The sequence below is a fragment of the Nonomuraea sp. NPDC050202 genome (assembly GCF_040656115.1).
Lineage (GTDB): Bacteria > Actinomycetota > Actinomycetes > Streptosporangiales > Streptosporangiaceae > Nonomuraea.
This window is the reverse complement of sequence record NZ_JBFALF010000002.1, coordinates 145,736-158,902: the sequence shown is the minus strand read 5'-3', so window position 1 is coordinate 158,902 and position 13,167 is coordinate 145,736. Positions and strand designations below refer to the sequence as shown.

At 71.7% G+C, this 13,167-nt stretch carries 9 protein-coding genes; 4 read left to right on the top strand and 5 right to left on the bottom strand.

All coding sequences use genetic code 11. From position 1 onward, the window contains the following. Window positions 1-306: 306 nt before the first annotated feature. Complete coding sequence (locus tag AB0I79_RS05775; protein ID WP_357867474.1) at window positions 307-591, bottom strand: LysM peptidoglycan-binding domain-containing protein; 285 nt, start codon at window positions 589-591, stop codon at window positions 307-309. A 1,095-nt stretch (window positions 592-1,686) separates the two neighbouring features. Here AB0I79_RS05775 and lexA point away from each other — a divergent pair. The 3 genes from lexA to AB0I79_RS05760 all read left to right on the top strand — a co-directional run bounded on the left by lexA (window position 1,687) and on the right by AB0I79_RS05760 (window position 5,113). Next, window positions 1,687-2,394: a transcriptional repressor LexA gene (gene lexA, locus AB0I79_RS05770; protein ID WP_357867471.1), complete on the top strand. Its 708-nt coding sequence runs from the start codon at window positions 1,687-1,689 to the stop codon at window positions 2,392-2,394. Between the two features lie 725 nt (window positions 2,395-3,119). Then, window positions 3,120-4,094 (top strand): helix-turn-helix domain-containing protein, encoded by a 975-nt coding sequence (locus AB0I79_RS05765; protein ID WP_357867468.1) that lies wholly within the window; start codon window positions 3,120-3,122, stop codon window positions 4,092-4,094. 416 nt (window positions 4,095-4,510) lie between these two features. Then, on the top strand, window positions 4,511-5,113 hold the full coding sequence (locus AB0I79_RS05760; RefSeq protein ID WP_357867465.1) for a cysteine hydrolase family protein: 603 nt from the start codon (window positions 4,511-4,513) through the stop codon (window positions 5,111-5,113). 4 nt (window positions 5,114-5,117) lie between these two features. On the opposite strand, the gene AB0I79_RS05755 is transcribed toward AB0I79_RS05760, so the two are convergent. From AB0I79_RS05755 to AB0I79_RS05745, 3 genes are all read right to left on the bottom strand, one after another. Beyond that, window positions 5,118-6,569, bottom strand: a complete 1,452-nt coding sequence (locus tag AB0I79_RS05755; protein ID WP_357867462.1) for a family 43 glycosylhydrolase — start codon at window positions 6,567-6,569, stop codon at window positions 5,118-5,120. A gap of 8 nt (window positions 6,570-6,577) precedes the next feature. Then, window positions 6,578-7,906, bottom strand: coding sequence for a glycoside hydrolase family 43 protein (locus AB0I79_RS05750; RefSeq protein ID WP_357867459.1), 1,329 nt, complete (start codon window positions 7,904-7,906; stop codon window positions 6,578-6,580). Between the two features lie 96 nt (window positions 7,907-8,002). Further along, entirely contained in the window at window positions 8,003-8,845 is an 843-nt protein-coding gene (locus tag AB0I79_RS05745; protein WP_357867456.1) for an aminoglycoside adenylyltransferase domain-containing protein, read from the bottom strand. 65 nt (window positions 8,846-8,910) lie between these two features. Here AB0I79_RS05745 and AB0I79_RS05740 point away from each other — a divergent pair, with 65 nt between their 5' ends. Continuing rightward, window positions 8,911-10,014, top strand: a complete 1,104-nt coding sequence (locus AB0I79_RS05740) for an aminotransferase class I/II-fold pyridoxal phosphate-dependent enzyme (RefSeq protein WP_357867453.1) — start codon at window positions 8,911-8,913, stop codon at window positions 10,012-10,014. On the opposite strand, the gene AB0I79_RS05735 is transcribed toward AB0I79_RS05740, so the two are convergent. Then, a complete protein-coding gene (locus AB0I79_RS05735) occupies window positions 9,995-13,153 on the bottom strand; it encodes a PDZ domain-containing protein (RefSeq protein WP_357867450.1) in 3,159 nt (1,052 codons plus the stop codon). The two genes, AB0I79_RS05740 and AB0I79_RS05735, sit on opposite strands and share 20 nt — an antisense overlap. Between the last annotated feature and the right edge of the window lie 14 nt (window positions 13,154-13,167).

Genomic DNA, 13,167 nt, shown 5'->3' with positions numbered 1-13,167 from the left:
GGGAGGCCACCGTGCAGGGAGGCCGCCGTGCAGGTGTGTCGCCGCACAGGAACCGGCCGGGCAGGGCAGGCGCCGTGGCATGCAAGGCAGCACGGGCGGAGCCACGTGTCAGGGAAGGCTCGACGACCGACCGCGACGCCGTTCCCGCTGACGGTTGGCCCCATGCCGACGTGCTGCGTCCACCTCCAAGAGGGGCTGCTCGTCCGACTCAGGGAGGGCTGCTCGCCCGACTCAAGGAGAGTTGCTCGCCCGACTCAGGGGGGTGCTCGCCCGGCCCTCAGGGTGTCACGCCGACTGACGCGGCGGTCAGCGTAAGGCGGCGGTGTCCTTCGGGACGTAGATGCGGGTACCCGGCCGGATGAGCGAGTCGGACAGCCCGTTCAGCCGCCTGATCTCCTCCACCAGCGCCCCCGGATCATCCCCCGCGGAGAGCGCGTCGGCGATCTCCCACAATGTGTCCCCCTTGTGCACCTCAACCCACGGAAGCCCAGCATGGCCGGCCACCACGACCCGCACTTCCGCGTGCCCGGCCGCCCGCGTTCCGAGCCAGAACCCGCCCAAGGACAGCAACGCCACAGCCAGCACCAGCACGACCCGACCCCGCCGGGTCAGCCGCACAGGCGCGGCGCCCCTCCCCGCAACGCCCCGGCCTTCCGCAACACCTGCCCGCCCGGAAGCGTCCCGCCGCCCCGGAACCCCCGACTGTCCGGTGATGCGCCGCCGCCCGAAGACGCCTCGCCGCCGCAAAGCCGCCCGACGCCGCCGGAACGCGACACTTCGCCGCCCCGAGGCACCGCCCTCCCAAGCGGAGGCACCGCCCCGACGAGCAGAGGCACCGCCCTTCCAGGCGGAGGCACCGCCTTGAGGGCCCGAGACACCGCCTTGACGACCCGAGGAACCGCCTTGACGACCCGAGGAGCCGCCACTCAGGCGAGCGGAGACGCCGCCCTGACGAGCGGAGGCAGCGCGCTCCCGCATGGAGGCATCGCCGCGCCGAGTCGGGAGGTCGCCCCGCCGCTCGCCTGAATCACCGTCGCGCGCGAGGGCGACGGCTCGCCCCGACCCCTCTCCCGATCCGCTCTTACCTTTGACCCCTCCGCTCCCGCTCCCTCCGCTTCTGGCCCCTCGCACCCCGCCCTTCGCGCCGGGCCTCCGGCCCCCCACGGTGTCATCGCCGCCACCCCGCCCTTGCCGCTTCTTGCCCCTCCCCGGGGGCGGCGGGACGGTGGTGTCCGGGTCGTCGCCCGCACGCGGCGACGGGACGAGCCGCAAATGGGACCTTCCCCCACCACTCGAACGGGACCCCAGCCTCTTGCCGGAATTCCCTCGAACAGCGGCCCCCACCCGCGTATTGTCGGCCCGTCGATCCTTACTCCGCGTGGCATCGGCGATCAGTGTGAGCCGGTTGACGTCTTCGCTGGTCGTGTCCGTATTTGTGGGCGTTCGCATGGATGACCTCCCGCCGTGTGGCCCGAGGAAAAGGCCAAATAAAGATCAGCAAATCGAACACGATGTCGATCGAACTCCCGTACGATGTTGTACACCACGCTGGCGACAATTTCGAGGAAGACTCGAACAATTGTTTGAAGATGATCTTCAACAGCGATACGGTCGCTGTGTGCGACATCAGGACCACGGACCGGGAGGTTCGCCGGTTAGGCGGGCCGCCAGGCGAGGAGGAAGAGCATGACCGAGCGGGATGACGCAAACGGGGTCAGCGACCTCGCGGTGCGCCGGCGAGACTCCCTGGGCTTGACGCCCAGGCAGCGCAAGATCCTCGAAGTGATCCGCGACTCGGTACAGCAGCGCGGATATCCACCGTCCATGCGCGAGATCGGCGAGGCGGTGCAGCTGACCAGCACGTCCAGCGTGTCCCACCAGCTCACCGCGCTACAGCGCAAGGGTTACCTGCGCCGCGACCCGCACCGGCCGCGCGCGCTGGAGGTCCGCCTCCCGGGCGAGCCCGTGCTCTGGGTCGATCCCGACGCCACCGACGAGGAGCCCACGGTCAACCGCCCGACGGCCGCCTACGTCCCTCTCGTGGGCCGCATCGCCGCCGGTGGGCCGATCCTCGCCGAGGAGAGCGTCGAAGACGTCTTCGCCCTGCCCAAGCAGCTCGTCGGTGAGGGCACGCTGTTCCTCCTGCAGGTCGCCGGTGACTCGATGATCGAAGCCGCCATCGCCGATGGCGACTGGGTGGTCGTACGCCAGCAGCCCGTCGCGGAGAGCGGCGACATCGTGGCCGCGATGATCGAGGGCGAAGCCACGGTCAAGACCTTCAAGCGCAAGGACGGCCACGTGTGGCTCGTCCCCCACAACTCCAACTACGAGCCCATCCCCGGCGACGAGGCCAGCGTCCTTGGCAAGGTCGTAGCGGTCCTGCGCCGCCTCTAGCCAGGGCGGGTCACCGTCTCCGGCCAAGGCGGGTCACGGCCCCCGCAAGGGGACAGGTCTCCGACCAAGGGTGGGTAGCCGCCTGAAGCGAAGGCGGACCTCCGTCTCCGACCGGGGAGGGGCACGTTTTGTAGCGAAGGTGGGTCTCCGTCTCCAGCCGAGGCGGGTCACGGCCCTGCCGGGGGACGAGTCTCCGACCAAGGGTTGGTAGCCGCCTGGAGCGAAGGCGGGCCGCTGTGTTCGGCCAAGGCGGGTTACGGCCCTGCGGGGGAGACGGGTCACTGTCTCCAGCCGAGGTGGGTCACGGCCTGCGGCGGGGACGAGTCTCCGTCCCAGCCGAGGCGGGTCAGGACTCGGGCGCGCGTCCGACCTTCCGCGCCGCGAACCGGCGCGCGCCGAAAACACCACCCATGGGTACGCCGTCACCGCCACGACGCCAAGGGCGCCGAGCGCTGGGTACGCTCAGTGCCGCGCTGCGCGCCGGGGCTTGTGTCGCGCCGGGCAGCCAGTGATGTTGTCCGGGCACGAGACCCGTGCACTTTTGGAACGTTCCTGGCGCTGCCACTCTTGGATCGTTCTCTCGCCGCCCCACACCTGCCATGTCCGGGGCGGGCTTCGTCATGTCGCGACACCTGGTCCCGGTTGCGGATGCCCCGTGAACGGTGTCCGGATATGACAGAACCACGTCATAGCGGCCATAGAGGCATTTTTGCGACAATAGGGGCATGCCCGCTCCACACCGTGTCGTCGTCGCCGTGTTCCCCGACGTCGATCTGCTCGATGTCACCGGTCCCGCGGAAGTCTTCGCGGTCGCGAACCGGGAGATGTCCGGCCGGACGCCGTACCAGGTGCTGCTGGCCGGGGCGGACGGCGGCCAGGTACGCACCAGCGCCGGGGTACGGCTCGCCACCGACCTGACCTTCGACCAGGTCGGCGACCGGGTCGACACGCTGGTGGTGCCCGGCGCGGTCGACCGCGACGGTGCACCGGTGATCGATCCGGACCTGGTCGGCTGGATCGCCGACACCGCCCCGCACGCCCACCGGGTCGCCTCCGTGTGCGTCGGGGCGCATCTGCTGGCCGCCGCGGGCCTGCTGGCGGGCCGGACGGCCACCACGCACTGGGCCACCGCCGACCGGCTGGCCACCGACCACCCCGACGTCACCGTCGACCCCGATCCGATCTACATCCGCTCCGGGAAGGTGTGGACGGGCGCGGGCATCAGCTCCTGCATGGATCTGGCGCTCGCCCTGGTGGCCGAGGACCACGGCGAACGGCTCGCCCTGGCGGTCGCCCGGCAGCTCGTGATGTACCTCAAGCGGCAGGGCGGGCAGAGCCAGTTCAGCGTCCCGCTCTGGCAGGCGCCGACCGAGCGCCGCGACCTCGACGAACTGCGGGTGTGGATCACCGCGAACCTCACCGCCGACCTGTCGGCGGCGGCGCTCGCCGAGCGCGTGTGCCTGAGCGAGCGGCACTTCGCCCGGGTCTTCCGCAAGGAGACCGGGTCCACTCCGGCCGCCTACGTCGAGTCGGCCCGGGTGGAGGCGGCGCGCCGGCTGCTGGAGGGCACCGACGAGCCGCTCGACCGGGTCGCCGCAACGTGCGGCCTGGGTTCGGCGGAGACGCTGCACCGGGCGTTCCGGCGGCGCCTCGGCACCACCCCCGCCTCCTATCGGCGACGCTTCCGCACCGCCGCCTGACCCAGCCCACCACCCTCGCCCCGAGGTTGCCTCTCCTGTCCTCGGCCGGGCGCTGGCGGGGTGCGGCCGAACACCTCCGCCCCACCGGCCCAGGCGGATCTGCCTCCGCGATGCATCCGCCCGACCTGCCAAGGCGAGGACACGTCGCAGCGCCTCAGCCCGACCGGGCCGGACGGCGGTGTGATCGCAACGCTTCCGCCCGACCGGCCGAGGTGAGGAAGCGTTGCAACGCCTCAGCCCGACCGGGCCAGACGGACGTGCTGCCGCAACGTCTGCGCCCGGCCGACCGCAACGCCTGCGTCCGTCCGGGCCAGGCGGTAGTGGCCCGTGTTCGCCACGGCCGTTGATGGCTTCACGCCTGACCACGGCCGATGATCCACCATGTCCTGTTCCCGTACTACTCCAAGGAGAATGAGATGACCGTTTCGACCACTCTGCGTGAAGTGATCGGCCTGGACGGCGCCCTGCCGTCGCTGTCCGCCAGCACCCTGATCCTGATCGACTTCCAGAACACCTACCGCACCGGCGTCATGGCCCTCCCCGACGCCGACCGCGCCCTCGACGCCGCCGCCCGCCTCCTGGAGCGCGCCCGCGCCGCCGGAACACCGGTGGTGCACGTCGTCAACGACGGCGGCGAAGGCACCCCGTACGACATCCGCGCCGAGATCGGGCAGATCGATCCGCGTGTCGCGCCCCGGGACGGTGAGCCGGTCGTCGTCAAGGGCTTCCCGAACTCCTTCCACGAGACGGACCTGCTGGAGACGCTGCGCCGCCTGGACGCCGGGCCTGACCTGGTGCTGGCGGGCTTCATGACCCACATGTGCGTCCAGTTCACCGCCCAGGGCGCGTTCAACCTCGGCTACCGCCCGACGGTGGTGGCGGAGGCGTGCGCGACCCGGCCGCTGGCGGGCCCGGACGGCACGCCTGTCCCGGCGGATGCCCTGCACGCCGCCGCCCTGACCACGATCGGCGACCTGTTCGGCTTGGTCACCGCCCGGGCGACCGACCTTCCCGCCTGACCGGTCACTCCAGGACGAAGCTCGCGCTTCCCCGGAACGCGCTCGACCCGTCATCCCGCTCCACCCACACCTGCCCCGCCCGATGCCTCAGGTAGTACCCGGGGAAGTTCACCGACTCCAGCGACACGGTCCCGCTCCCCGCGAGCCCGCTCCGCCGCACGAAGCTGGCGTCCGCGGAGAACAGCGCGGACCCGTCCCGCTGCTCCACCCAGGCCTCGTGGTTGCGATGCCGCAGGTAGTAGCCGGGGAAGTTCGCCGACTCCAGCGACACCGTTCCGCTCCCCGACAGCCCGGTCACGAGCCGGAACTGCGAGTCCGCCAGCGGGGTCACGTTGGCTTCGAGCCGAGCACGGTAGTTCCAGTGCCGCACCGCCGCCCCCGGCGTGTCGTACGACATGAGGCGCACCGGCGTGACCCCGTCGGGGACCGGGATGCCGAAGTCGGGCGTGCCGTCCGCGCGCCAGTACACCTTCTGGACGCGCGTACGGCGGTTCGGGTCGTTCAGCGGGTCGCCGGAGATGTCCCGGTAGGACCGGTCGTGGTAGACGAGGATGTCGCTCTGCCCGTCCTCGGAGGTGGTGAAGGAGTTGTGGCCGGGGCCGTACTGGCCGGTCGCGGCGTTGCTCGCGAAGACCGGGCTCTGGCTCTTCGTCCAGGACGACGCCTGGAGCGGGTCGGCGGTGGCGGAGGCGGTCAGCAGGCCGAGGCAGTAGTTGGCGTCCGTGGCGCTGGCCGAGTACGTCAGGAAGAGCCGGCCGTTGCGCTGCAGCACGGAGGGGCCTTCCGCGACCTTGTACCCGCGTGTCTCCCAGGCCAGCGTCGGGACGGTCAGGCGGGTCGTGGCGCCGGTGATCGTCCACGGGTTGGCGCCCATCCGGGCGATGTACAGGTTGGAGTTGGTCGCGATGCCTGGCTCCTGCTGAGCCCACAGCAGGTAACGCACGCCGCCCGCGACGAACGTGGTGGCGTCGAGGGAGAAGGTGTCCCAGGGGGTGGCGATCCGGCCGCGTTCGGTCCAGGCGCCGGTCAGGGGGTTGGCTGCGGCGTTCTCCAGGACGTACATGCGGATGCGCCAGACGTCGTCGGCGCGGCCGGCGGCGAAGTACACGTACCACTTGCCGTTGATGAAGTGGATCTCCGGCGCCCAGATGTGCGCGCCCATCTCGCCGCTGGTGTGCCTGCGCCAGATGACGCTCTCCGGCGCGGTGGCCAGGCCCTGGATGGTGGTGGCGCGGCGCAGCACGATCCGGTCGTACTCGGGGACGGTGGCGGTGAGGTAGTAGTAGCCGTCGGTGTGGCGGAAGATGTGCGGGTCGGCGCGCTGGGCGGCCAGCGGGTTGGTGTACTGCACCGCCGGTGATGCGTGCGCGGCCGTCGGCAGGAGGTTGGCGGTCACGGTGAGCAGGCTAGCCAGGACGGCGAGGAGCACGACCCGGCGGGGGATATTTCTGGACATGTCCCTCCCTACGCGAGCGGAGACGTGACCGTGAAGGAGGCGTCGGAGGCGAACACCGAACCGGACGCCCACAGGTCCAGCCGCAGCTCGTAGTTGTAGTGCCGCAGGTAACGCCCGGGCAGGTTGTAGGACTCGAACGACAACGCGCCCCCGCCCGCCAGGCCGGCCCGCCCGCAGAACGTGGCGTCGCCCTTGAAGATGGCCGAGCCGTCGTCACGTTGCAGGGCGAGCCGCATGTTGTAGTGCCGCAGGTAGTAGCCGGGCTGGGTGGCCGACTGGAACGAGTAGCAGCCGGAGTGGGCCAGCCCGGCCGTGACGGTGAACGTGCCGGACTGCCGGTCGGCGAGCGCGCTGGACGGCGTCAGCGGGTCGAGGTAGGCCAGGCCGCCGCGGTGGCGCACGTACCGGTCGGGGAAGTTGGCCGAGCGCAGCGATCGGTTGCCGGTGGGCACGGCGGTCGTGTCGCCGGCGTCCTCGCGCAGCACGGTGAAGTGCCTGGCCGTCCCGGACAGGCCGGGCAGTTCGACCTTGGCCCCGAACGATGACAGGTTGGCGCTGTCGGCGTAGTAGTAGCGCCCGCCGGTGTAGTTGTCGAAGTAGAGCCGCCAGCGGCCGTCCGGCAGCCGCGTCAGCGCCGGGCCCTCCAGGCCGGAGCCCCAGCCGGCCCAGTTGCCCGTGCCGGTGAACGTCCACGGCCCGGTGAGCGAGGGGGCGGTGGCGTGTTCGATGTACTTGGTCGTCTCGTTCTTCAGGAAGTTGTGGTACGTCGAGCCGGACTTGACCACGAAGCTGTCGATGTAGTTGGCCGAGATGCCCAGCGCGACCGGGGCGCTCCACGCGGACAGCGCGCTGTTGGTGGCGGTGATCCGGTACGGCCTGAACTGCCCGGCGGTGCCCGTCGTGGACGCGGAGTAGATCACGTGCACGCTGCCGTCGGAGTCCTTGAACCACTCGGGCGCCCAGGTGCTGCCGGTGGCGCCGTTCAGGCCGACGGTCACGTTGCGCAGGAACGTCCAGCTCACGGTGTCGGCGCTGCGGGCGAAGCCGATGGTGTCGCCGGTCCAGTTGGTGGTGTGGACGAGGTAGTAGTAGCCGTCGGTGTGCCGCATCACGCTGGGGTCGCGGATCAGCCCGGACGGCGGCCGGTAGGCGTTGGCCCTGATGAGGTTGTAGGTGCCGGCGTTGAAGGAGTCGTAGACGTACATGTTGGACTCGCTGGCGTTGGTGAAGGCCGTCATCAGGTAGTGCGGCGCGGGCCCGGCGGCGTGCGCGACGTGGGCCGGGACCAGGACGGTGGCCAGCAGCACCAGGCATAACCCGACGAAACGTGTACGCATCCAGCGGCCCTCCACGATGTTAGCGTTAACATCTCACCGCGCCGGAACAGGCGGCAGTGAGCGCATTCGTACCCCGGCAGCGGGGCCCCGTCAATATCAGCGCGCCCGGTACAGCGCGTGCGCCGCCGAGATCGCCTGGTCCGCGAAGCCGAGCACGTCGCGCCTGCGCTCGAACGGCGATCCGTACAGCGAGCGCCGCGGCGTGCCGAAATGGTCGCCGAGCCCCGCGATCACGCTCCCCGCCGACGGCAGCGCGCTGTCCTCCTCGCGCAGCCGCAGCGCCTCGTCCACCACACGGTGCCAGCGCTCCGAGAAGGCCTCACGCGCGTACCGCACCGCCCCCGACTTGGAGGTGATCTCGCCGGTGGCGAGCGTGTAGTGCAGCCGGGCGACTCCTGTGACGATCCACACGGTGCCGTACCCGCCGAGGCAGATCAGCCCCCACGGGGTGAACGGGCGCGAGGCGCGGGTCACCAGGCGGCGCCAGTAGAGTTCGAGGTTGCGATCGGTCCAGGCGGCCAGGGCGCCGGGATCGTTCCAGATCTTCAGCTCCTCCGGCTTGGGCCCGCGGCAGGTCAGCCCGTGGCGGGCCAGCGTGTGCCAGGTGACGGGGTTGACCGAGCCCCGCCGGTTGAGCCGCCCGGCGTGCGCCTGCGGGCGCTCCCCCAGCTCGGCCGGGTCGTGGCCGAGGTCGTCCCAGGTGAGGTAGACGCCGTCGAAGGGGTGGGCGCCGAGTCTGGTGTGGATGCGCTCCAGCACCCCGGCCGCCGGCGGCCGCCTCGTCACCGCGACGAAGTCGACGTCGCTGGTGCCCGGCCGGTAGTCGCCGAGCGCCGCGGAGCCCTCCAGGTAGAGCCCCTCCACCAGCCCGGGAGCCTCCGCGTCGGCCAAGGTGAGGTACGTCTCGACGATCGCGTCGATCTTCGGGTGGGGCGTCATGGCCGCCCAGCCTGCCATACTCCGCGCCACCGCCTCATCACAATCCAGAATCCTAGAATGGCCGAGTGAATGACGCATATACCCCCTTAACCCTTAAATCCACACATGATGGTCTCAAGTGGGCGGCGGTCGAGCCGGGGGTGATCCCGGCCTGGGTGGCCGACATGGACCTGCCCACCGCCCCCGCGGTCGCCGAGGTGCTGCGCCGCCGGGCCGACGGCGACCTGGGTTACCCGGTCTGGCTGCTGGACCAGAACGCCGGCCCGCTGGCCGAGGCGTTCGCCGAGCGCATGGCGGGCCGGTTCGGCTGGCAGGCCGACCCTGGGCTGGTGCGTCCGTTCAACGACCTCAACCAGGCGCTCCAGGTGCTCCTCCAGCTCTGGACGAAGCCGGGCGACGGGGTCGCGGTGCACGTCCCGGCGTACCACCCGTTCCTGGACACGCTGAGCGTCATGGAGCGCCCGCTGCGCCCCATCCGGATGGAGCCGGACGGCGACACGTGGCGCTTCGAGGTGCCCGACCTGTCGGGCTGCCGGGTGCTCCTGCTGGTGAACCCGCACAACCCCACAGGCCGCGCGTTCACCGAACGCGAGCTGACCGAGCTGGCCGAGCACGCCGAGCGGCACGACCTGCTGGTCATCGCGGACGAGATCCACGCCGACCTGGTGTACGAGCCGCACCGGCACATCCCCTTCGCCACGATCCTGCCCGCGCGCACGGTCACGCTGACCTCGGCGACGAAGGCGTTCAACCTGGGCGGCATCCGCTGCTCGGTGGCCCACTTCGGCCACGAGGGCGCGCGCAAGGCCCTGGAGGCGCAGCCGCCCTTCGTCTACGGCTCCCCCAGCGTGTTCGGCGTGGAGGCGACCGTGGCGGCCTGGCGGCACGGGGACGACTGGCTCGCGGAGACGGTGGCGCTGCTCGACCGCAACCGTCGCACGATCGCCTCCCGCCTGCCCGCCACGTTCGGCTACCGGGTCCCGGAGGCGACGTACCTGGCCTGGCTGGACGTGGGCAGGCCGGGCATGGCGGAGGTGCTCGAGCGCGAGGCGAAGGTGCGGCTGAACGACGGCGCGGCCTTCGGCCCCGGCGGTGAGAGCTTCGTCCGGCTCAACTTCGCCACCACCGAGGCCATTCTCGCCGAGATACTCAGCCGGCTGGCGGGCTGAGCGGCGGCAGGTCGGGGGGCGTGGCGGCCGGCCGCTCGTCGAGCGCGGCCAAGGCGAGCTCGATGGCCTTGTCGAGCTGCGGGTCCCGGCCCGCCACCCGGTCCTGCGGCGTGATCACCACCTCGATGTCGGGATCGACTCCGTAGTTCTCCACGCCCCACCCGGGCCCGTCGAGCCAGAACGAGTACCGGGGCTGGGTGACCCGGGTGCCGTCCACGAGCGAGTACCGCGAGTCGATCCCGATCACCCCGCCCCACGTCCGCGTCCCCACCAGCGGCCCGATCCCGCGATTCTTGATGCCCGCGCTCACGATGTCGCCGTCGGAGCCCGCGAACTCGTCCGTGACCGTCACCACCGGCCCGCGCGGCGAGTCGTCGGGGTAGCGCATCGGCTGGTACCAGCGCGCCCGGGCCCATCCGGTGACCTTGCGGGACAGCTTCTCCAGCACCAGCTCCGACAGGTGACCGCCGCTGTTCTCCCGCACGTCCACGACCAGCCCGTCGTAGTCCATCTCGGTACGCAGGTCGCGGTGGAACTGCGCCCACCCGGAGGCCACCATGTCGGGCACGTGCAGGTATCCCAGCCTGCCCCCTGACGCCTGCCTGACGTAGGCGCGGCGGTCCTCCACCCAGTCGTGGTAGCGCAGCTGCGTCTCGTCGGCGATCGGGCTGACCACGACCCGGCGCACGTCGCCGCCGGAGGAGTGCCGGACGGTCAGCTCGATGGGCTGGTTCGCGGTGCCGGCCAGCAGCGGGAGCGGCCCGCGTACCGGATCGACCGGGCGGCCGCCGACGGCGAGGATGGCGTCGCCGGGGCGGATGGCGACGCCCGGAGCGAGCAGCGGCGAGCGGGCGGCGTGGTCGGACGACTCGCCGGGCAGGATGCGCTCGACCCGCCAGACCCCGTCGCCGTCCCTGGCCAGGTCGGCGCCGAGCAGCCCCTGGCGGCGCCTGGGATCGACGCCGGAGCCGTTGGGCACGGCGTAGGCGTGGGAGGTGCCCAGCTCGCCCTGCGTCTCCCAGAGCAGGTCGATCAGCTCGGAGTGGGCGCCGATCCGCGAGACCAGCGGCTCGTAGCGGTCGAGCACGCCCTGCCAGTCGACGCCGTTCATGTCCTCGCGCCAGAAGTGGTCGCGCATGAGGCGGCCGGCCTCGCGGAAGCCCTGCAGCCACTCGGCGACCGGGTCGAGCTGGACGGTGATCCGGTCGAGCTCGATGGTGACGACCTCGTCGCCCTCGCTCGCGGCGCGGGTCTGCAGGCCGTTCTTGCCGTTGGTGACGAGCCTGGAGCCGTCGCCGCTGACCTCGAACGCGCGGATCTCCTTGCCCAGCTCGGACTTGGCGCGCTTCTTGAGGTCGTAGCGCTCCAGCACGGTCTCGGAGCTCTGCTCGCTGCCGTCGCCGAGCACGCCGCTGAGCGGGTAGCGCAGCCAGAGCAGCGCGTCCTTGGCGGTACGCAGGTTGCCGTAGCTCCCGGCGGGCACCGGCACGGGCACCACGCGGGAGCCCAGCCCGTCGGGGTCGACCTCGGTGCGCGGCGGCGCATCGTCCTTCTTGTCGTCCTTGGACGGCTTGTCGTCCTCGCCGTTGAACCCGCGCCCCTGCAGCGAGGGGTCGAACGGCGACGGCGTGGCGGCCTTCAGCGGCACGATGTACGGCTTGCACCCGTGGGGGAACGACAGGTCGAAGACGTGCGCGTCGTACACGGGGTCGAACGTGCGCACCGACAGGAACGCCAGGTGCTTGCCGTCCTTGGTGAAGGCCGGGTCGTGGTCCACGAACCGCGGCGGCGTCACCTCGATCACCGACGTGCCGTCCACCCGCCCCATCTTGATCTGCGTCAGCCGCCTGTGGTGCGGGTGGGCCCAGGCCAGCCACGTGGAGTCGGGCGAGAACGCCAGCCCGCTCACGTCGCCCTGGTCGGTGCGGTCCAGCTCCCGCACGTTGTCGGTCTCGAGGTCGATGACGAGCAGCCGCCCGTCGTGCGTGGCCACGGCCACGTGCTTGCCGTCGGGCGCGGCGGCCAGCTCCAGCACCCGGCCGAGCTGCCCGGAGGCCAGGGTCCTGACCTCGCCGCCGGGGGTGCCGATCTCCAGCCCGTCCTCGCCGCCGGCGTCGGAGACCCACACGGCCCTGCCGTCGGCGTCGAGCGCCTGCGGCAGGCGTACGCGCACGCCGGGCTCGGCCCGCAGCACGCCGGCGGGCCCGTCGCGGTGGGTCACCCAGTGCGCGGTGCCTCTGATCTCCACCGCGCTGGCCCGCCCGGTGGCGTCCGGCGAGAACGCGCCCGCCCGCAGGGGCGCCGGCCGCCTGGCCCGCCCCGGCCGCGGCCCGCCGAGCCGCACGTCCAGCCGGTACGGCTCGGCGTCCAGGCTCTCCAGCAGCCACAGGTCCCCGGCGTGGCTGTAGATCACCCGCTGCCCGTCGCCGGTGGCGTGGCGGGCGTAGAACTCCTCGTGGGAGCTGTGCTTGCGCAGGTCGGAGCCGTCGGGCAGGGCGGAGTACACGTTGCCCGTGCCGTCGGCGTCGGACAGGAACACGATCCGGTCGCCGACCCAGCTCACCGACCAGTACTGCGCCGTGCTGTCGGCGAACAGCCTGGCGAACTCGCCGTTCCCCTCGGCGTCCACCCAGAGCTTGGCCGCCGTGCCGCCGCGGTACCGCTTCCACTGCGACGGCTCGCGCCACACCACCGACACCGTGGCGACCTTCTCCTCGCTGACGGCCGCCTCGCTGACCCAGCCGTACGGCAGGCGCGTGGCCGGCCCGCCGTCGAGCGGCACCGCGTGCGCCCAGCGCCGGTTGCCCGCGCTCTGCCCGGCGGCGGTGATCGCGAGCACGTCGCCGCCGGGCGTCCACCCGCGGACGGAGGTGGTGTTGTCGCCCCAGTGGGTCAGCCGTTCGCCTTCCGGCCCGTCGAGCTCGGCGGTGAACGCCTCGGGAGCGCCCTCCCTCGTACTGGTCCATGCGATCCGGCCCCCGTCGGGCGAGAACCGCGGGTGCGACACGGCCACGCGGTCGGCGGTGAACCGCCAGGCTCTGCCGCCGGTCAGCGGAGCGAGCCAGACGTCGTCGTCGGCGACGAAGGTGACCAGGTCACCGTGCAGGTGCGGGTATCTCAGGTATGCGCCATATGCCACCCCTGAACACTAAA

Excerpts from the sequence above, each read along its gene's own strand:
- AB0I79_RS05755 (WP_357867462.1), bottom strand. The coding sequence starts at position 6,569 with ATGTCCAGAAATATCCCCCGCCGGGTCGTGCTCCTCGCCGTCCTGGCT.
- lexA (WP_357867471.1), top strand. The coding sequence starts at position 1,687 with ATGACCGAGCGGGATGACGCAAACGGGGTCAGCGACCTCGCGGTGCGC.
- AB0I79_RS05760 (WP_357867465.1), top strand. The coding sequence starts at position 4,511 with ATGACCGTTTCGACCACTCTGCGTGAAGTGATCGGCCTGGACGGCGCC.
- AB0I79_RS05745 (WP_357867456.1), bottom strand. The coding sequence starts at position 8,845 with ATGACGCCCCACCCGAAGATCGACGCGATCGTCGAGACGTACCTCACC.
- AB0I79_RS05765 (WP_357867468.1), top strand. The coding sequence starts at position 3,120 with ATGCCCGCTCCACACCGTGTCGTCGTCGCCGTGTTCCCCGACGTCGAT.
- AB0I79_RS05750 (WP_357867459.1), bottom strand. The coding sequence starts at position 7,906 with ATGCGTACACGTTTCGTCGGGTTATGCCTGGTGCTGCTGGCCACCGTC.